The sequence below is a fragment of the Vreelandella janggokensis genome (assembly GCF_031451615.1).
GTDB classification, from domain to species: Bacteria; Pseudomonadota; Gammaproteobacteria; order Pseudomonadales; family Halomonadaceae; genus Vreelandella; species Vreelandella janggokensis.
On record NZ_JARWAJ010000001.1, the window covers coordinates 619,257 to 638,929 of the forward strand.

The following is a 19,673-nucleotide window of genomic DNA, read 5'->3' on the forward strand; positions in this document are numbered from 1 at the left end:
GGCGATGCCTGCGGGTAGCGTAAGCTAACTGGAATGATGGCCTAAAGGCCTATTGTCCTTCGTTTTTTTGGCCAGGTGATGGCCCCGGCAGTAGAGGTGATGGATGCATTACGTTGCGATTGAAGAAAGTCGGCAAGATTTGTTGAAGCAGCTACAGGAACGTCTGCACGATCGCTTGGAGCCGACCCGCGCCGAGGCCATTGATGCCTTCGCGCGTCACTTCTACGCGACGGTGCCCGTTGAAGACCTGATTGACCGTCGCCTGGATGACCTTTACGGGGCGACACTGTCGATTTGGCAATTCCTTCAGCACCACGATCCTCAAAGCCCCAAAGTGCGTGTGTTCAACCCCGATTTCGAAGAGCACGGCTGGCAGTCGACCCATACCTTTGTGGCGGTGCTTCACGAGGATATGCCGTTCCTGGTCGACTCGGTGCGGATCGAGCTCAATCGTCGCGGTTTAACGGTGCATGCCATTCAAAATGCGGTGTTAGCGGTGAGCCGTGATGCCCAGCATCAGTTGCAAGCGCTTGGTTCACCCCGCGATGCCCAGGCACCCGAGGCGCGCGAATCGCTGGTGGTGATCGAAGTTGATCGCCACACCGACCCGGAACTGTTGGGCACAATCGAGCACAATCTTCACGAGGTGCTGCGCGATGTGCGTACCGCCGTGGGTGATTTTGATGCCATGTGCGAGCAAATTCGCAGTTCGATTCAGGAGATCGAGAAAAACTGCCCGCCGCAAATCGACCCTGACGACCATGAAGAGGCGATTGCCTTTCTGGAATGGCTGCTCAAGGATAACTTTACCTTTCTCGGCTACGATGAGTACCTGCTCGAAGATGGTGAGCTGACCCGGGATCCTGACAGCGTGCTGGGGGTTTTCCGTCTGGATCAACCCCGCTATTGCGAGCGGATCCGTACCGAAGAAGGTATCGGCGACGACGATAACTACGTGTTGGTGCCGCAGTTGCTGTCGTTTGCCAAGAGCGCTCATCACTCGCGGGTTCATCGCCCCACCTATCCCGATTACATCACTGTCGACCGTTACGACGACGACGGCAATGTCATTGGCGAGCGGCGTTTCTTCGGCCTGTTCACTGCCACGGTGTATAACGAGTCGCCGCGCAATATTCCCTTGCTGCGCCGCAAGCTCAAGGCCGTCATGGATATCGCCGGGTTCAACCCGCAGGGGCATAACGGCAAGCAGTTGCTTCAGGTGCTGGAAGTTTATCCCCGCGATGACCTGTTCCAGATGAGCACCGAGGCGCTGGCCAGTACGGCGTTGGGCATTCTGGATATTCGCGAACGCCGTCAGGTGCGGCTGTTCATACGCGCCGATGTCAGCGGCAAGTTCTATTCGTGCCTGGTCTTCGTGCCGCGGGACGTGTTTTCCACTGATTTGCGTCAACGCATTCAACACCTGCTCTGCGACGAGTTGGACGCCCGCTTCGGCGACTTCAACACGTACCTGTCGGAGTCGGTACTCGCGCGTATCCAACTGATTTTGCGCTTCAATGGTGATGCACCCAGCCAATACGACCTGAAACGCCTGGAAAATAAAGTTGCGCGCCTGGCACGCAGCTGGCGCGATGATTTGCAGGCGGCGATGATCGAGGGGTTCGGCGAAGAGCAAGCCAATAACCTCATGGAACAATTCCAAGAGGCGTTTTCTGCCAGCTATCGCGAAGACTTTACCGCGCGTACGGCGGTCTTCGACGTCCAGCATCTGCTGACGCTGGATAGCGAAAACGACCTGGCGCTTTCTCTCTACCGGCCGTTGGAAGAGCAGAGCGGTGGCGTGAATTTGAAGCTGTTCCATCGGGCGTCGCAGATTCCGCTGTCGGATGTGCTGCCGATGATGGAAAACCTTGGCCTGCGGGTCATTGGTGAACGTCCCTATGATATCAACAGCCCTCAGCAGCGCTACTGGATCCACGATTTTGAGCTGGAGCACAGCGGCGCCGAAATGAGCCTGTCGGAAATGCGCGAAACGTTCAGCGAAGCGTTCAAGCGCATTTGGGTGGGCGAAGCCGATAACGACGCATTCAACCGCTTGATCATCGGTGCAGGCCTGGACTGGCGGGAAGTGGCCATGCTCCGGGGCTATGCCCGTTATCTGAAGCAGATTCGCTTTGGCATGTCCCAGGATTATATCGCCACCACGCTGGCAAACTATCCCGTGATTACCCAGACGCTGGTCGAGCTTTTCCAGCAGCGCTTCGACCCAGGTCTGGATGAGCACGACACCAGCGACTGCATAGCGCGTATCAATGAGCACCTTGAGGCGGTTGCCAGTCTTAATGACGATCAACTGCTGCGCCGCTTCATGGAGCTTATCCAGGCGACGTTGCGCACCAACTACTACCAGCAAACCGAGAATGGCCGAGCCAAGGACTACATTGCCTACAAGCTTGAGCCTTCCAAGGTCACCGGGATGCCCAAGCCGCGCCCGATGTTTGAGATCTTTGTTTGCTCGCCACGGGTCGAGGGGGTGCACCTGCGCGGCGGCAAGGTAGCCCGGGGCGGGCTGCGTTGGTCCGACCGTCACGAAGATTTCCGCACTGAAGTGCTCGGGCTTGTGAAAGCACAGCAGGTCAAAAACGCCGTGATCGTGCCTGTCGGCGCGAAAGGCGGCTTCGTCTGCAAGCGGATGCCGGAGAATGCCGACCGCGAGACCCAGCAAAAAGAAGGCATTGCCTGCTATCAGCTGTTTATCCGTGCGTTGCTGGATGTCACCGATAATCTTGTGATGGGCGATGTCGTGCCGCCACAACACGTGGTTCGCCACGATGAAGATGACGCTTACCTGGTGGTTGCCGCGGATAAGGGCACGGCAACCTTTTCGGATATTGCCAACGAAATCTCGCTTGAATACGGCCACTGGCTGGGAGATGCCTTCGCGTCTGGCGGTGCCAACGGCTATGATCACAAGAAAATGGGGATCACTGCACGCGGGGCCTGGGAATCGGTCAAGCGTCACTTTAAGAACCTGGATATCGACACCCAGCGTGATGAGTTCAGTGTGATCGGCATCGGTGACATGGCAGGCGATGTGTTTGGCAACGGTATGCTGTTGTCCGAGACGATCCAGCTGGTGGGGGCTTTCAACCATCTGCACATTTTTGTCGATCCCACACCGGACCCGGCCGCTACCTTTGCCGAACGCCAGCGCTTGTTCAAACTGCCACGTTCCAGTTGGGAAGATTACGATCAGACGTTGATCTCCCAGGGTGGCGGCATTTTCAGCCGTAGCGCGAAATCGATCGTCATTACCCCTGAAATGCAGGCGGTGTTTGGCATTGAAGAGACGCGGCTGTCACCCAACGAGTTGATCCGCGTCATGCTGGTCGCCAAGGTCGACTTGATCTGGAACGGCGGCATCGGTACCTACGTGAAAGGCTCCGAAGAAACCGACGCAGAGGTGGGTGATAAAGCCAACGATTCGCTGCGCATCAACGGCAACGACCTTAACTGTCGTGTGGTCGGCGAAGGCGGTAACCTTGGCCTGACGCAACTGGGCCGCATGGAAGCGGCTGCCAAAGGGGTGCGGGTTTATACCGACTTTATCGATAACGCCGGGGGCGTTAACTGCTCCGACCACGAAGTGAATATCAAGATACTGATTGATGAAGTGGTCAAACGCGGTGACATGACCGACAAGCAGCGCAATCAGTTGCTGGCCGAGATGACCGATGAGGTGTCCGATCTGGTCATTCTGGATAACTACCGTCAGACCCAGGCGCTGGATCTTTCGGCGATTCTTTCCCAACAGGGCATGGGTCCTTACCGGCGCTTTATCAGCGAACTTGAGTCGGCGGGGCAGATTGATCGGGAACTTGAATTCCTGCCCACCGACGACGTCTTGAAAGAACGTTCAAGCCAGCAGCAGGGGATGCGCCTGCCGGAACTCTCGGTGTTGATCTCTTACGCCAAGAGCACGCTGAAAGGCGACCTGATCGCCTCAGAGGTGCCCGATGACCCGTATATTCACCATCACCTCGAGCGCCTGTTCCCGGCGGTGCTGACCGAACGCTATCGGTCGGAAATGTATGACCACCGTCTGAAGCGTGAAATCGTCGCCACCCAGGTGGCCAACGATCTTGTCGATCACATGGGGGTTGTGTTCGTACGCCGGCTGATGGATTCAACGGGCGCTGGCCGAGCGGACATCGCGCGGGCTTATGTGGTTGCCCGGGACAGCTTTAATCTGCCTTCCCTGTGGGCCCAGTTGGAAGCGCTGGATAATCAGGTACCCAATCGCGTTCAGTACGCGATGATGCTGGATGTGATGCGCATGATCCGCCGCGCTACGCGCTGGTTCCTGCGCCAGCATATGGGGCTCTCGACCCAGGACACCATCGAGTACTTCCGGCCGCGGCTGACGCAACTCCAGGAAGGGATTGGTGAGCTGTTAAGCGGTGAAGAGCAGGCGGCATGGCAGCAACGCTATGCAGAGTTGCAGTCAGCGGGCGTGCCGGATGCGTTAGCCTCAACCGTAGCAGCGGCCCCCAGCCTGTATGCGGGGCTGGGTATTATCCAGGCGGCCCGGGCCACTAATGAGAAACCTCAACGGGTCGCCGAGGTGTACTACGAGATTGGTAGCCGTCTGGAGCTTCCCTGGATGATTCAGCAGGTTACCCAGCTTGATGTGCGTGATGCCTGGCAGGCCCAGGCGCGGGAAACCTTCCGTGATGATATTGACCGCCAGCAGTTGGCGCTGACCACCAGTGTGCTCAAGCTGGAAGCGGGCAGTCGCGAGACCCAGGAGCGAGTTGCCCAGTGGCTGGAACAGCACGCGGGTCTGCACAACCGCTGGTGTCGCTTGATCGACGAGGTGCGTAGCGGTAGCGAAGGCGGTTTTGCGCTGTTCGCGGTGGCTATTCGTGAACTGGTCGATCTCGCTGAAAGCGATAGCGAAAGCTAGTTCGACGCTTTCACCGATGTATCAAGCGCGCCCACTCGGGCGCGCTTTTTTAGGTTATAATGACGCCCGTTTTAAAGCCTTCCTCGTTTCAAGAGACTTTCCATGTACGCCCTTGCCCGTTCGCTGTTCTTCCGCATCGACCCCGAGACCTCCCACGGTATGGCGCTGGGCGCTCTGGATGCCCTGCACCGCGTAGGCGGCGTTAAACGGTTGATGGGCCCGCCCGTTGATGACCCTGTCGAGTTGATGGGGCTGCGTTTTGCCAACCGGGTGGGACTGGCAGCGGGGTTGGACAAGAACGCCGATCACCTCGATGCCCTGGGAGAGATTGGCTTCGGGTTTATAGAAGTCGGCACCGTCACCCCGCAGGCCCAGCCGGGTAACCCTAAGCCCCGCCTGTTTCGTCTTGCCGGGCACGAAGCCATCATCAACCGATTCGGGTTTAACAACCGGGGCGTTGCGCATCTGGTCGCGCAAGTAAAGCAGCGTCACTATGGCGGTATCGTGGGCATTAATATCGGCAAAAACCTGACCACGTCGGTTGACGATGCGTTGGGTGACTACCTGACCTGCCTGGAAGCGGTTCATGGGGTGGCGGATTATGTGACCGTGAATATTTCTTCACCCAACACACCAGGACTGCGTACGCTGCAGTTTGGCGCTCAGTTGGATGCGCTTTTGGGCCCCATCCGGGCGCGCAGTCAGGCTCTGGACGAGCAGGAAGGTCGACAGGTGCCATTGCTGGTAAAAATTGCCCCGGACATGACTGACGAAGAAGTGGCATTGGTGGCGGCTAGTATCGAGCGCAACGCCTTTGACGGGGTGATTGCCACCAATACCACCATCTCGCGGGAAATGGTGGCGGGTGACCCCCAGGCTGACGAAGCAGGTGGACTTTCGGGCAAGCCGGTGTTTGAAGCCTCGAACCGTATCATCCGTTTGCTGCGCGCCCACTTGCCGGATATGCCGATTATCGGCGTCGGCGGTATCGACAGCGGCGAGGCCGCCAGAACCAAGCGTGACGCCGGCGCGGACTTGGTGCAGCTGTATTCCGGACTGATTTATCGTGGCCCCAGGCTTGTCAGCGAGTGTGCCGAAGCACTACAAAACGATAAAAAGCCCGCTTGATGGAGCGGGCTTGAGGGGTATTCAGTAAAACGATGTATAGAGATTAGGGTTGTTAAGGGTTAGGTCATAACAGTGGGGTTTTTATGGATACCGGAAACGCCGGTCATGCCATCCCACTGGTCGCCGCGACCTTCACGCCAACCGCTCATCCAGTATTCGCGTAAATTTACCTCTTGACTGGGGCAATCATCACGGGAGCGACCCGTAACGCCCGCTTTGTAGCCGTGTACATAAGCCCGCTGGAAGCGATCACGTTTTTGTCGTTTCATTGGCTAACCTCTTTGTATGAAAGCCTTTGAGATGAAATAACGGGGAATGACGAGATAGAAAACCCAACTCTATGTCGCGCCCCATCATTTCGAGAGCTAACTTCAAGAGTGAACTGCCGTTTGGGCGAAGTGGTCTAGCACTCACGTGCTGAACCCACCGGGCGGCTCGCTCGTCAACGCCATAGGTCCTTGAGACGACTCCTTGAGACAATCTTCAAGACCCTGGCAGGCAACGCATGCGTTTTCAGTAGCTACTCTCTTATTGTTAGACCATGATGGGGTCACTTGTCGACCATCAAATTGTCATAAGACGTAAACTCATTTGCAATATATAGGAATATCGCGCGGTTACGCGCAGCCATTACCATGACCGAGTCGAGCCAAATTGCCCCCCTAGAGCTGCTGGCAACGTGCCCCAAGGGTATCGAAAGCCTGCTTGCCGACGAACTGACTGCGTTAGGCGCCACCCCAGGTAAAACCACCGTGGCAGGCGTGTACTTTGCTGCCGATCAGTCCACGGCCTACCGTGTTTGCCTGTGGTCGCGGCTGGCAAATCGCATCATCCTGATCCTGGCTCGCGAGCCGATGATCGAAACCGCCGACCAGTTACGCACTGTGGTGGCGGGTATCGACTGGACGCGGCACCTGGCCCCGGGGCGGACGATGGCGGTGGATTTCCACGGCCGCAGCGACCACATTCGCCACACCCGCTTTGGCGCCCAGACCGTCAAGGACGGCGTGGTGGACGCACTGCAGCTGGCCGGCCAGGAGCGCCCCACGGTGGATACCAAGGCCCCGCATCTGCGCCTTTATGCCCATCTGCACCGGGCCAATGCGACGCTGGGAATCGATTTATCCGGAGAAAGCCTGCATCGTCGTGGCTACCGGCGCGATGTGGGGCACGCACCGTTGAAAGAGAATCTTGCAGCGGCATTGCTGGTGCGTGCCGGTTGGCCCGAACGCGCCAAAGCGGGTGAACCGTTGATGGATCCCCTGTGCGGCGCGGGCACGCTGTTGATTGAGGCCGGCCTGATGGCGGCCGACCAGGCACCCAACCTGCACCGCGAACGTTTCGGATTTCACGGCTGGTCTGGTCACGATGAAACCGAGTGGCGAGAGCTTAAGCGAGAAGCTGACGCTCGGGCGTCGATTGGTCGCAAACGTTGTAAAACGTCATTGACCGGCTTTGATGAAAGCCCGGCGGCACTGTCGGCTGCCAAGGCCAACGCCATGCGCGCGGGTATTCCCGCTCTGATCCACCTGCACGGCCAACGCCTCGGTCAGCTGACGCGGCCTGCCGAGTTGACTGCCGAACAGGGGTTAATGATTACCAACCCGCCCTACGGCGAGCGTCTGGGCGAGCTGCCCGAACTGGTTCAGCTGTATGCTCAACTGGGTGAAAAGGCCAAGGCGTTGTTTCCTGGCTGGACCCTTGCCGTGTTTACCGGTAATCCGGATTTGGGGCATCGGCTTGGCCTGCGGGCACACAAACAGTACGCGCTGAAAAACGGCGCCCTGGATGCCAAGCTGTTGTTGATGACCATTGACCCCAAGACCAGCCGGGTAGAAGAGGGCGACAGTGCACCATCGACAGTTGCGCAGGCCGCACCCAAAGGGTCCGAGAACGCCCAGATGTTTGCCAACCGGCTGGTCAAAAACCAGAAGCGCCTGAAAAAGTGGCTCAAGCAAAGCGGTGAGACCTGCTACCGGCTTTACGATGCGGATATGCCCGAGTACGCCCTGGCGGTCGATCGCTATGGTGACCATGTGCACGTCCAGGAGTACGCTGCGCCGCGTTCGGTGGATCCTGCCCAGGCACAAAAGCGCCTGTTCGATGCGCTGGAGGTCATGCCCGACGCACTGGGTGTCGACCCCAGCAAGATCCATGTTAAACGCCGTGAGCGGCAAACCGGCAATGCCCAGTATCAAAAACGTGATGCTAGCGGCGAGCGTTTCGAGGTGCGCGAAGGCAATGCACGGATATGGGTCAATCTGCGCGATTACCTGGATACCGGGCTGTTTCTTGACCACCGGCCCGTAAGGCGCATGCTGGGCGAGATGGCCAGCGGCAAGCGTTTTCTGAATCTGTTCTGCTATACCGCGAGCGCCACTGTGCAGGCGGCACTTGGCGGCGCGAGCGACAGCGTCAGCGTGGATATGTCCAATACCTATCTTGAGTGGGCGCGGGACAACTTCACGCTCAACAAGCTCGACCCCAGACTGCACCGAGTGGTGCGCGATGACTGCTTCCGCTGGCTGGAAACCGCCAACGCCGAGTTCGATCTGATTTTCATGGACCCGCCGACGTTCTCCAACTCGAAGAAGATGCGCGATACGCTGGACGTTCAGCGTGATCATCCGCGCTTGGTAGAATTGGCCATGGCGCGACTGGCGCCGGGCGGAGTGCTGGTGTTCTCCAATAACCAGCGGCGTTTCAAGCTGGATGAGTCGCTTGGCGAGCGCTACGTGGTCGAGGATATGACCGCGCGCAGTTTTGACCCGGATTTTCAGCGGCGCAGCAATGCACATCAGGTGTTTCTATTACGCCACCGCGAGTAACGTCATTCAGGTCTGCAACATGATTCGGCTAACGCTATATACCACACAGGGCTGCCACCTTTGCGCTGAACTGGAGGCGCAGGTGGCAGCGCTAACCCGGCAGCCCATTGCGTGGCAGCGGATAGAGGTGGCTGATGATGAAACACTGCTGGCATATTACGGCGAGCGAATTCCCGTGTTGGCGGACGACGCGGGAAACGAGCTGGAAGCTGGGTATGTGCTTGAGCGACTATGCGACTGGCTGCGGGCGCGTGGCTGGCTTGATGAATCAGCCCTCAGCGATGGGACGAAGCCCGAGGTCCCAGCGCCGAAAGGCAGGCACCAGCGCGACGGGCGGCGTTATCTGGGGTGAGGCGTTAAGCATATCGGGGTGTTAGATCGTGTCCAGCAGTGAAAGCTGGCGCATGGCTTCCTGGCCTTCGGGAGAGTTGTCAGCCACTTCGAGTACCTTGCGAAACCCGCGTGAGGCCTGGATGGTGGTTTCATCTTCCAGCCACATATGGGCCTGGGCCAGGGTATCGGCCAACTGATGCTTCAGGCCACCAAACTGAGTGCCGATCTGTCCCCAGGCGCGGCTGAATATCCAGTCACCCAGCATGTCCTGATGAATATGCACCAGCACGTAGTCATGGTCGGTTTCCCAGCGTACGATCAAAACATTCTCCTTGGCATTCTCTGTAACGCCTCCTTAAACCTGCCTGCAGCAAACGTCGTTGCGGGCGTATTGTAAAGCCCGGATAAGCAAACGCCTATGAAAGTTGTTATCGACGCCAATATCCCAGCCGCCGACGCTTGCTTTGGGGCCTTCGGCACGCTTGCGCGCGTGCCCGGTCGCGAGATCAGCGCTGCCGACGTGGCTGATGCCGATGCGTTGATTGTCCGCTCGGTGACTCAGGTGAATCAGGCACTACTTGCCAATAGCCGCGTCGGGTTTGTCGGCACTTGTACCATCGGCACCGACCACATCGATCAGGCATTTCTGAACGAGCAGGGTATCGGCTTTGCCAGCGCGCCTGGCTGCAACGCCGAGGCGGTTGTCGATTATGTCCTCAGCAGCTTGCTGACGATTGCCGAGCGTGAGGGCTGGGCACTAAGTGAGCGCAGCGTTGGTGTAGTGGGCGTGGGTAATGTGGGCAGCCGACTGCTCGCACGGTTGAAAGCATTGGGAATATCGGTGCTGGCCTGCGATCCACCCAGGGCCGAGGTGGAAGGTGCCCATGGCTTTTCTGATATCGACGAACTCATCGCCCGCTGTGATGTGCTCTGTCTGCATACGCCGCTGGTGACGTCCGGCCCTCATTCCACCCATCATCTGCTCAACGCACAGCGAATCAATGAGCTGGCACCGGGCAGCGTGCTGTTGAACGCCGGGCGGGGCGATTGTGTGGATGGTCTGGCGTTACGCAGCCGGCTGGCGGGCCAGGGCGATATCATCGCCGTGCTCGATGTATGGGAGCAGGAGCCGGCCATCGACGCGAATCTGCACGATCTAGCGACCCTGGCGACGCCCCATGTTGCGGGCCACAGCCTGGACGGCAAGCTGCGCGGTAGTTGGATGATCCACCAGGCGTTGGCGGCCCATCTGGGTCAGTCGAGCTCGTTGGGGGTTGACGAACTCTGCCCGCCGCCAGCGCTTGAGAGTCTGACGCTCGAGCAGGCGCTGCCGGTGGAGGATGCGCTCAGGCTGTGCGTTCGGGCGGTATATGATACGCGCCGCGATCACGACACCCTTCAGCGCCAAGTGCGCCAGTTGGGGGTGGTAAAAGGCTTTGACCATTGCCGCACCCACTACCCGCTGCGCCGCGAGCTTGCCACGCTCGAAGTGCGGTTGAAAGGCGCTGCCCACGAGTTGTTTGAGTCACTCGGCGCTGCGGGGTTCCGGGTAAGCTTGGCATAAAAAACATCACCATAGATGCTGTCTGTCAACGCAAAGAGGCCCGCTCAAAGCGGGCCTCTCAGGTGTCCTACCTTGACTGTTTACTGACGATAAGCGGCTTCTTTAAGCGCGCGAATACGATCATCCAGCGGCGGGTGGCTGGCAAACAGTTTCTCGACCAGCGAACGTGTCTGGCCTTTAGTGATGGCCATGGCACGCAGGGTATCGGGCATCTGGTCGGGCATTTCGGTTTCGCCTTTCAGGCGGGCCAAGGCATTGACCATGGCGCTGGTTCCTGCGAGGCGTGCGCCTGCTTCGTCGGCACGGTATTCGCGAAAGCGCGAGAACCACGCCACGATGGCCGAGGCCGCGATACCGAAGATGATTTCAGCGACCATCACGACAGCGAAATAGCCCATAAAGCCCAGGCCGCCCTCACCATCGCTGCGACTTTTCAGGAAGCCGTCGATGAGATGGGCCACGACGCGGGCAAAGAACATTACAAAGGTATTCACGACCCCCTGAATCAGGGCCAGAGTGACCATGTCGCCGTTGGCAACGTGACCGATCTCATGGGCCAGCACAGCGCGGACTTCATCCGGGCGCATGCGATTTAAAAGCCCGGCGGAAACCGCTACCAGGGCGTCGTCTTTTTTCCAGCCCGTCGCGAAGGCATTGGACTGTTGTGCCGGGAAGATACCCACTTCGGGCGTCTTGATGCCAGCCTCGCGGGCCAGTTCGGCGACGGTGTCGACCAGCCACCTTTCAGTGTCGTTCGACGGGTTTTCAATAATCACCGTACCGGTACTGCGCTTGGCCATCCACTTTGAGATGAACAGCGAGATCATTGACCCCGCCATGCCGAAGATAAAGCAGAAAATCAGCAAGCCGGTGAAGTTGATGCCCTGGGCGTTGAGGTAGCTTTCCACCCCAAGCAGTCGTAATGTCAGGCTGGCGACCAACAACACCGCTATGTTGGTACCTAAAAACAGCAAAATGCGCATCATGTGGCGGATTCTCCCTAGGATATAACCGTCTTGAGTTTGGCGGCGTTGAGCAGAACGATTGCTGTCGAGCCGTACTGGTTTGATTAGATACGTGCAGTGTGCCCGGGTTTCAAGTACTCACGCCAAATATCGTATCTTTTACTGCCGATAGCGGGCGAGGAAGTTTGCAAAGCGGTCCAGGGCATCGCCCAGCTGATCAGCCCATGGCAGCGTGACAATGCGAACATGGTCAGGCTCTGGCCAGTTGAACGCTGTGCCCTGTACCAGCAGGATCTTCTCTTGCAGCAGCAGATCAAGCACCATCTGCTGGTCGTCCTTGATGTTGAACACCTTGGGATCTAGGCGTGGAAACGCATACAGCGCCCCTTTGGGTGTTACGCACGATACCCCAGGGATGGCATTGAGTTTTTCCACGGTGATATCGCGCTGGGCCAACAAACGTCCGCCAGGCAGGATGAGATCATTGATCGACTGGTAGCCGCCCAAGGCCGTTTGAATGGCGTGCTGGGCAGGCACGTTGGCGCACAGACGCATCGAGGCCAACATGGTCAGCCCCTGAATGAAATCCTGGGCGTGGAGCTTGGCCAGTGTGCCTGAAATGGTCATCCAGCCCGAGCGAAACCCGGCGCAGCGGTAGCTTTTCGACAGTCCGTTCATGGTGATGACCAGTTGATCGTCATCTGCCAACGCACCGGTGGCGGTGTGTTCGACACCGTCGTAGAGAATCTTGTCGTAGATCTCATCGGAGAACACCACCAGATTGTGCTGCTTGGCGATATCCAGCACTTCACGCACCACGGCGGGCGGATAGACCGCGCCGGTAGGGTTGTTGGGGTTGATCAGCACAATCGCGCGGGTGCGACTGGTGATCTTGGCGCGAATATCGGCCATGTCCGGCGCCCAGTCCGCCTGCTCGTCGCACATGTAATGCACCCCATGACCCCCGGAAAGGTGCGCCGCGGCGGTCCACAGCGGGTAATCCGGGGCGGGGATCAGCAGTTCGTCGCCGTCGTTGAGGAGTGCTTGCATGGCCATGACGATCAGCTCGGAAACGCCATTACCAATGTAAATGTCCTCAATGCCGACGCCGGGAATCTGCTTGCGCTGGCATTCCTGCATGATTGCCTTGCGTGCCGAGTAGAGCCCCTTGGAGTCGCAGTAACCCTGAGCGGTGGGCAGGTTGCGCATGACGTCCTGAAGAATTTCTTCGGGTGCCTCAAAGCCAAACGGCGCAGGATTGCCGATATTGAGCTTGAGAATTCGCTGGCCTTCTTCTTCCAGCCGCTTGGCATGGTCGAGCACCGGGCCGCGAATGTCGTAGCAGACGTTACTCAGCTTGTGGGATTTTTTAAGCGTGGGGGATTCTTGAGGTTGGGGGGTGTCCATGAGCCTTGATTTCCAAAAAGTGTCCAGTGGCCGCGCGGCATTGCCGGTCGATGCCTCATTATGCGTCGGAATGGGAGGTGCTGTCTTCGTCGCTGTGCACCGGCGGCGGTGGAATATCGTCGGGGGTTTCCAGTGTCAGCCTTCCCAGCTTGCCGTCACGCAGTTCGTGCAGCAAGACTTCAGCGCCCCGGTGCAGGTCAACCGTGCCGCCGGGGCGCAGTCCGCCACGCTTGCCTGCTATTTCCTTGAGAATGGCCTGGCCGTCAAAGCCTGCGATCGCCAGAAAATCAGGCTTTTGCGGGCCGTCAGCATCGACCTCATCGGTGCTGGATGGCGCGTAGCGGGGCAACGTCTTGAGCTTGTAGCGGGCGGTCAGTGCATCCGGGTAACGTCTCGCCAGTTCCGCGCTGGTGATGATCGCCACGTCGGTGTATTCAATCGCGGTATCACGAATCGCGCCACTGGCGGCGAGACGGTAGGCGCTGGCCTGGTCTTCAATCTTGGGCCATAGCACGCCGGGGGTGTCGATGAGCGCGACCCGACCGTCGATGCGTACCTTCTGCTGGCGCTTGGTCACCGCTGGCTCGTTACCGGTTTTGGCGATCTTACGCCTTGCCATGCCATTGATCAGTGTCGACTTACCCACGTTGGGAATGCCCATCACCATGACACGTACATCGCGGTCGACACGAACGGCCCCCGCCAGCTCGTGGCAGAGCTGGGGAATTTTTTTCAGTTCTCGGGTATTGGTGGTGGTGACTGCCAGCGCGCGCGTGTCGTCCTGGGCGTCGAAAAATGCGACCCATTCGGCGGTACGCTCCGGGTCGGCCAGGTCCGCGCGGGAGAGAATCTTGAGCACCGGCTTGTGGCGGGTCAACTCGGCCAGCATGGGGTTGGCGCTGGAGTAGGGTAGCCGCGCATCGAGCACTTCGATGACCACGTCGATTTCCGGCAGCGCCTCCTGGATCTGGCGGCGGGCCTTGTTCATATGTCCGGGGAACCAGCCGAGCATGGGTCTCTCCTGCAAATTGCTAATGCGGTGCATCTTAACAGAAGGAGGTGGCTAAACGGTTGTTAACGCGTGATGCCGGTCATATATTCGCTTGTGATATAAGTATATAGTTAATGGAGCGGTATGATGCCGCTAAATAATCGCTGAAGAGGAGCAATACATGGAACTGTCATCGAGCCTGCAGGGGCTTGCAGGTGGCATATTGATCGGTATCTCGGCGGTCTGGCTGATGGCAAGCCTGGGACGAATCGCCGGTATCAGCGGTATTGTCGGTAACTTGATCGCCCAGCGGCCTAAGGGCGATAGCGCTTGGCGGGCGGCGTTTCTCGTCGGCCTGGTCAGCGGGCCATTACTATTAATGGGGCTAGGTGCTGGATGGGGCAATGTCGTCAATCACCCCGGCGCGGTTATCGGCCAGCCGCTGGGCGGCGTGCCGCTGATGCTGGTGGCCGGCCTGCTGGTGGGGCTGGGCACCGGGCTCGGCAGTGGCTGTACCAGTGGTCATGGGGTGTGCGGTCTGGCACGACTCTCACCGCGGTCGTTGGCGGCGACGGTCACGTTTTTGGGTGCTGCCCTGGTGACCGTCTATGTCGTGCGTCACGTCCTGGGAGGTGGAGCATGAGCAGACAGGCTCTGACCCTGGTGGCGAGCTATGTAGCCGGCCTGCTGTTCAGTCTGGGACTGGCGGTATCGGGCATGACTGATCCGGCCAGGGTGGTCGGCTTCCTGGATGTCGCCGGCAACTGGGATCCGACGCTCATGTTTGTACTCGGCGGGGCGGTCATTACCACCTTTATCGGCTACCGTTTCGTGCTGAAGCAGCCGGTACCTCTGCTGGCAAAGCGTTTTCAACTGCCCGATAAGCAGGGGCTGGATGCCAGACTGTTGATCGGGGCGGCGTTGTTCGGCGTGGGGTGGGGGCTTTCAGGTTACTGTCCGGGGCCCGCCATCGCGTCGCTGGGCGGTGCCACGCTACCGCTGGTGGCAATGCTGGCGACCATGGTGCTGGGCTGGGTGATCGCCAGGCGTTGACGACGCTATTGCTCAGGTGCCGGACCGCCCATCATTTCTTCCAGGCGCTCTTCATCCGGCATGCCTTCGACGCGGTCCAGACGGGTGACGCCGTCATCGGTCTGGCGCTTGAAAGCGCTGGTCGGGGTGGCGTAGAGGCCCAGACCGTCAAACAGCTGGTTGTTGCTGTATACCTGCTCTTCAATTTCACGAGGTTGGGCGCTGGCGCGGATGTGGTCGCCTTGCTTATGGCGGGCAAGGGCGTCGGCGGGATCGTCGGCAGCGAGTAGCGATGCGGCCTTGGCGGGGCTGTCGGCGTCAAGAATGCCCACCACGATATGGCGTAGTTGCACCTCGCCTGCTTCAACCCAGGGCCGTGCGGCTTCCCAGAAAGCCTGGCAGTAGGGGCAGTTGGGGTCGGTAAAGGTGTAAACCACCCGTGGCGCGTCACGCTGGCCATCCTGAATCCAGTAGCTGTCTTCGAGGAGTTGCCAGGTTTGTGCTTCAAGTGGTGCCCGTACGTGCTTGTCCAGCGCTGCTTCCTCGAGCTGGTTGTCGCCCTCCTGGTCGGTCAGCGAGCCGGTAATGGCGTGCTCGCCGTCGGGGGTGAGGTAGATGGCCACTTCCTGGCCCTGACGGCTGGCGCCAAAGCCACGCATGCCGCCAGGGGCGTCAAATTCGCCGTGAATCTCCAGTCCTTGATCCGCCAGTGCCTGTACAGGGGCGGGGAGAGAGTCCGCTTGGGCTGTCGGCATCATGAGCATGCCGAGCATCGCGCTGCCGAATAGGGGCGAACGGCGTGATGCTGGCCGGGGTTGGAATAAGCGGTGCAGGGTGAACCCATCGCGCATAGCGTTCCTCAATCGTTGCAGAATCGAGGAGATAGCCTAACGCGCAGGGCCTGAATCGGCATCTTTTTCCGCTAATAAATCGATGCCAGGAATATCAAGGGCCATGAACCAGCCAGCGCACGGCATAGGGAGGCAAAGGGTCGGTGGCTTGACCAGAGGATCGGGCGTTGAGGTCTTGCCATGGGACTGACGATAAGGCGTGCTGGACGTCATCACCGAGCTGATCAAATGATAGGGGCACCTCGGTGACATTGTATAGCGCCAACAGGCGGCGACCGTTGGCCAGCGGACCACGTTCGATGGCCAGCAACGATGGATCCGAAGTCAGTACGCGCTGTGCGGCATTGGGGTGGAAACAGGGCTCTCGGCGTCGGCAGTCCAGCAATCGACTCAGCGCATTGAAAACGTCATGGGTGGGTGTGGCGGTGCTGTCGAGGAGTAAATCGAGTTCGCGGCGCTGCCAGCGGCGGCGATTGATAGAGCGTAAGCGACCGCTGCGCTCAACGCCTTCCACGTCGTTGAGCGTGCCGGTCAGGGTATGGATATACAGGGCCGGAATGCCTTGAAGGCTGAGCATGATCGCCTGGCTGCACAAGAAACGTGCAATTTGCCACGGATCGGGGCCTTTGCGCGTGCCTTGCATGGCTTCAAACCAGGTGATGTTGATTTCATAGGGGGTGTCGCTGCCGTCGGGGTTGCTGCGCATGCTGACAAAGCCGCCAAATCGGTGCATCAGTTCGAGCAGCGCATCGCGTTCGTGATCGGGTAACAGGCCTTCCAGTGGGCGTACGCCAATGCCATCGTGGCTGGCGGTAAAATTGAGATAGGTGCAGTGGTCGGGTAGCGGCGGCAGGCTGGCCAGCCAGCCTTGCAGGGTATGCGTTTCGCCCCGTGTCAGGGTGTGCAACAGCAGCGGCGGCAAGGTGAATTGGTAGATCATGTGGGCTTCGTCGGGCGGGCCGTCGGCGAGGCGGTCAAGACCGAAGTAACTGATGTTTTCGTGATGCGGCACGTTGGTTTCGGTGATCAGCAGCGTGCCGGGGGCAACGTGGTCCACAATGGCGCGTAGCAATCGCACGACGGTGTGGGTTTCCGGCAAGTGAATGCAGTTGGTTCCCAGCCGCTTCCATAGAAAGGCGACGGCGTCCAGGCGCACGATACGGGTGCCCTGCTCGAGGTAAAACAGCAGGATGCCGACAAATTCCAGCAGCACATCGGGGTTTTCGAAGTTCAGGTCGAGCTGGTCTTCGGAAAACGTCGCCCATAGGTAACTTGTTCCCCGGCGGGTGGATATCGGCACCAACAGCGGGCTGCTACGTGGCCGAACCACTGCCGACACATCGGTGTCGGGGTCGACTTCGATAAAATAATCGCGCCCCGGTAGGCTACCGCTAAGATAGTCGACAAACCATAACGACTCCCGGGACACATGGTTGAGCACCAGGTCCGCCATCAGGTCGTAGTGGCGGGCAAGGGTCTGAATATGCTGCCAGTCGCCCAGGTCGGGGTTTACTTCCCGGTAGTGGATTACTGAAAAGCCGTCGTCGCTGCTCCACGGGAAAAACGGCAGTACGTGGACGCCGCTGATACGTTCACCGAGACGCGCTTGCAAAAAGTCGTCGAGCACTGCCAGCGGGGGCGCTGGGTCATCAACGATAGAGTCACCATAGGTGATCAGCCACTGGTCTTTCTCGCTCCACGATGGTGCACGCTGACCCTGCTGCTCGATGGAAAGTTGCGGCTCCGACGCTGGGCAAAAATGCGCCAGGCGTTGATTCAGGCGGCGCTGAACCTCCGTGGCGCGGGGCCCGTAAAGGTGATCCAGATAAACGTGCACAGTGTCGTCGAAGGCGGTCATAAGGGTGTCCCAGTAAACAGGCTTCCACAAACGGTGCAGCTTGTGTGCCAAAACGTTACAATAGGCGGTTAATAGCGCATTAACAGGTCGTATTTTGCTTTCTCGTGCAGCGCTTTCGCACGGGCCGACAACAGGTTGAACGCCATGCATTGCCCTTTTTGTGGTGCTAACGATACTCGCGTGACCGATTCGCGGCTGGTAGCCGACGGTGACCAGGTGCGTCGCCGTCGCCAATGTGCAAGTTGCCAGGAGCGTTTTACCACTTATGAAACCGCCGAGCTGGTCATGCCCCGTGTGGTCAAGTCTGACGGTTCGCGCGAAAGCTTCAACGAAACCAAGCTGCGTGCCGGTATGCTGAGGGCGCTCGAAAAGCGGCCGGTCAGCGCAGAAGCTATTGAGGCGTCCGTCGAGCGGATACGCCAGACGCTTCGCGCGCGGGGAGACCGGGAAATTGACGCCCGCGATATTGGTGAGTCGGTCATGCAGGCCTTGAACACCCTCGATCAGGTGGCCTACATTCGCTTTGCATCCGTGTATCGCAAGTTTCAGGATCTGGACGAATTCCGGGCTGAAATTGATCGCTTGTCCCAGGAACCTGCTGACGGCAGGCCCTCAACGTGAGCGTGGCCTTGTTCAGTACCGATGACCATCGTTACATGGCCCGCGCGCTGGCGTTAGCGGCATACGGTCTGTACACCACCGACCCCAACCCTCGTGTGGGCTGCTTACTTGTCCGCGATGGTGAGGTTGTGGGCGAGGGCTATCACCGCTACGCGGGTGAGCCGCATGCGGAGGTCAATGCATTGGTTGCGGCGGGCGAGAACGCTCGTGGCGCGACCGCCTATGTCACGTTAGAGCCGTGTTCACATATTGGCCGCACTGGCCCCTGCGCCGTGGCGTTGCAAGACGCTCGGGTGGCGCGCGTAGTGGTGGCCATGGTAGACCCCAATCCTCAGGTCAGTGGCCGGGGCATTCGCCTTTTGGAAGATGCGGGGATCGAGGTGTCAGTCGGGTTGCTGGAGGCAGACGCCCGCGCGCTCAATCCTGGCTTTATCGCCCGTATGGCGAGCAAACGTCCCTTTGTGCGCATGAAGATGGCGATGAGCCTCGATGGTCGCACCGCCATGGGGTCGGGTGAATCCCAGTGGATTACTGGCCCTGAGGCGCGCGCGCAGGTTCAACGATTACGTGCCCGTTCAAGTGCGATATTGAGTGGTGTGGAGACCGTCATCATGGATGATTCACGCCTGACGGTTCGTGCCGAGCAACTCGGCTTGGATGATGCCGCTGACATCGCCAGGCGCCAGCCGCTGAGGGTAATTGTCGATAGCCAACTGCGATTGCCGTTGGCAGCCGCCTGTTTGCGAGCGCCCGGGCGTACGCTGATTGTTACCACGTCCAGGGATACTGAGAAGCGCGGGCGACTGATAGACGCTGGGGCTGAGGTGCAGGTGTTAGCCGCCGATGCCCAGGGTCGTGTTGATCTGTCGGCTCTGCTTGAGTGGCTGGCGGCAAACGAAGAGGTTAATGAGCTGCTGGTTGAAACTGGCGCCACGCTCGCCGGCGCCATGCTAAACGCGGGATTGATCGATGAAATGCAGCTATTTGTCGCGCCGACGCTGTTGGGCGGAGACGCCAGGCCGCTGTTTGCACTCCCGGGGCTTGTCCAGATGGCCGACCAGCAGCGCCTCACTATTCACGATATGCGGGCCGTTGGACAGGATTGGCGAATTATCGCCTCGCCAGTGGTGACTGGCACGAGCGACGATACCAAGGTACCCTGACGCGC

At 59.2% G+C, this 19,673-nt stretch carries 16 protein-coding genes; 9 read left to right on the forward strand and 7 right to left on the reverse strand.

Translation table 11 applies throughout. The annotated features are described in order from the left end of the window. Positions 1-103: 103 nt before the first annotated feature. Together QC816_RS02860 and QC816_RS02865 are read left to right on the forward strand one after the other, a co-directional pair. Positions 104-4,927 carry an NAD-glutamate dehydrogenase gene (locus tag QC816_RS02860; protein WP_309780892.1) on the forward strand — a complete coding sequence of 1,608 codons (4,824 nt, stop codon included), beginning with the start codon at positions 104-106 and terminating at the stop codon, positions 4,925-4,927. A gap of 102 nt (positions 4,928-5,029) precedes the next feature. Further along, complete coding sequence (locus QC816_RS02865) at positions 5,030-6,055, forward strand: quinone-dependent dihydroorotate dehydrogenase (RefSeq protein ID WP_309780893.1); 1,026 nt, start codon at positions 5,030-5,032, stop codon at positions 6,053-6,055. Positions 6,056-6,114: 59 nt separating this feature from the next. Here QC816_RS02865 and rmf read toward each other — a convergent pair whose 3' ends face one another. After that, positions 6,115-6,324 carry a ribosome modulation factor gene (rmf, locus tag QC816_RS02870; RefSeq protein ID WP_066317995.1) on the reverse strand — a complete coding sequence of 70 codons (210 nt, stop codon included), beginning with the start codon at positions 6,322-6,324 and terminating at the stop codon, positions 6,115-6,117. A gap of 366 nt (positions 6,325-6,690) precedes the next feature. Here rmf and rlmKL point away from each other — a divergent pair, with 366 nt between their 5' ends. Together rlmKL and QC816_RS02880 are read left to right on the forward strand one after the other, a co-directional pair. Further along, the gene (gene rlmKL, locus QC816_RS02875; protein ID WP_199283668.1) at positions 6,691-8,883 is read left to right on the forward strand and encodes a bifunctional 23S rRNA (guanine(2069)-N(7))-methyltransferase RlmK/23S rRNA (guanine(2445)-N(2))-methyltransferase RlmL; all 2,193 of its coding nucleotides are present in this window, start codon (positions 6,691-6,693) and stop codon (positions 8,881-8,883) included. A 19-nt stretch (positions 8,884-8,902) separates the two neighbouring features. Next, the gene (locus tag QC816_RS02880) at positions 8,903-9,235 is read left to right on the forward strand and encodes a glutaredoxin family protein (RefSeq protein ID WP_309780894.1); all 333 of its coding nucleotides are present in this window, start codon (positions 8,903-8,905) and stop codon (positions 9,233-9,235) included. Between the two features lie 21 nt (positions 9,236-9,256). Here QC816_RS02880 and QC816_RS02885 read toward each other — a convergent pair whose 3' ends face one another. Further along, the gene (locus QC816_RS02885; RefSeq protein WP_085917774.1) at positions 9,257-9,538 is read right to left on the reverse strand and encodes a hypothetical protein; all 282 of its coding nucleotides are present in this window, start codon (positions 9,536-9,538) and stop codon (positions 9,257-9,259) included. A gap of 96 nt (positions 9,539-9,634) precedes the next feature. Here QC816_RS02885 and pdxB point away from each other — a divergent pair, with 96 nt between their 5' ends. After that, the gene (gene pdxB / locus QC816_RS02890; RefSeq protein ID WP_309780895.1) at positions 9,635-10,780 is read left to right on the forward strand and encodes a 4-phosphoerythronate dehydrogenase PdxB; all 1,146 of its coding nucleotides are present in this window, start codon (positions 9,635-9,637) and stop codon (positions 10,778-10,780) included. Between the two features lie 80 nt (positions 10,781-10,860). Here the strand turns inward: pdxB and htpX are convergent, their stop codons facing one another. The 3 genes from htpX to ylqF form a co-directional block, all read right to left on the reverse strand. Next, positions 10,861-11,766, reverse strand: a complete 906-nt coding sequence (htpX, locus tag QC816_RS02895; protein ID WP_085917776.1) for a protease HtpX — start codon at positions 11,764-11,766, stop codon at positions 10,861-10,863. Between the two features lie 138 nt (positions 11,767-11,904). Further along, positions 11,905-13,152 carry a pyridoxal phosphate-dependent aminotransferase gene (locus QC816_RS02900; protein ID WP_085917777.1) on the reverse strand — a complete coding sequence of 416 codons (1,248 nt, stop codon included), beginning with the start codon at positions 13,150-13,152 and terminating at the stop codon, positions 11,905-11,907. 58 nt (positions 13,153-13,210) lie between these two features. Next, positions 13,211-14,164 carry a ribosome biogenesis GTPase YlqF gene (gene ylqF, locus QC816_RS02905; RefSeq protein WP_085917778.1) on the reverse strand — a complete coding sequence of 318 codons (954 nt, stop codon included), beginning with the start codon at positions 14,162-14,164 and terminating at the stop codon, positions 13,211-13,213. Positions 14,165-14,324: 160 nt separating this feature from the next. On the opposite strand from ylqF, the gene QC816_RS02910 reads away from it, so the two are divergent. Both QC816_RS02910 and QC816_RS02915 read left to right on the forward strand, forming a co-directional pair. Next, positions 14,325-14,786: a YeeE/YedE family protein gene (locus tag QC816_RS02910; RefSeq protein ID WP_085917779.1), complete on the forward strand. Its 462-nt coding sequence runs from the start codon at positions 14,325-14,327 to the stop codon at positions 14,784-14,786. Continuing rightward, the gene (locus QC816_RS02915; protein ID WP_199283664.1) at positions 14,783-15,196 is read left to right on the forward strand and encodes a DUF6691 family protein; all 414 of its coding nucleotides are present in this window, start codon (positions 14,783-14,785) and stop codon (positions 15,194-15,196) included. Before QC816_RS02910 ends, QC816_RS02915 begins: the two co-directional genes overlap by 4 nt. 5 nt (positions 15,197-15,201) lie before the next feature. Here the strand turns inward: QC816_RS02915 and dsbG are convergent, their stop codons facing one another. Together dsbG and QC816_RS02925 are read right to left on the reverse strand one after the other, a co-directional pair. Then, a complete protein-coding gene (gene dsbG, locus QC816_RS02920) occupies positions 15,202-15,948 on the reverse strand; it encodes a thiol:disulfide interchange protein DsbG (RefSeq protein ID WP_309781422.1) in 747 nt (248 codons plus the stop codon). A gap of 172 nt (positions 15,949-16,120) precedes the next feature. Next, positions 16,121-17,884 carry a sugar phosphorylase gene (locus QC816_RS02925; protein ID WP_309780896.1) on the reverse strand — a complete coding sequence of 588 codons (1,764 nt, stop codon included), beginning with the start codon at positions 17,882-17,884 and terminating at the stop codon, positions 16,121-16,123. A 144-nt stretch (positions 17,885-18,028) separates the two neighbouring features. On the opposite strand from QC816_RS02925, the gene nrdR reads away from it, so the two are divergent. Together nrdR and ribD are read left to right on the forward strand one after the other, a co-directional pair. Continuing rightward, complete coding sequence (nrdR, locus tag QC816_RS02930; RefSeq protein WP_085917782.1) at positions 18,029-18,505, forward strand: transcriptional regulator NrdR; 477 nt, start codon at positions 18,029-18,031, stop codon at positions 18,503-18,505. Positions 18,506-18,507: 2 nt separating this feature from the next. Beyond that, positions 18,508-19,668, forward strand: coding sequence for a bifunctional diaminohydroxyphosphoribosylaminopyrimidine deaminase/5-amino-6-(5-phosphoribosylamino)uracil reductase RibD (ribD, locus tag QC816_RS02935; RefSeq protein ID WP_264823672.1), 1,161 nt, complete (start codon positions 18,508-18,510; stop codon positions 19,666-19,668). The last annotated feature ends 5 nt before the right edge of the window (positions 19,669-19,673 follow it).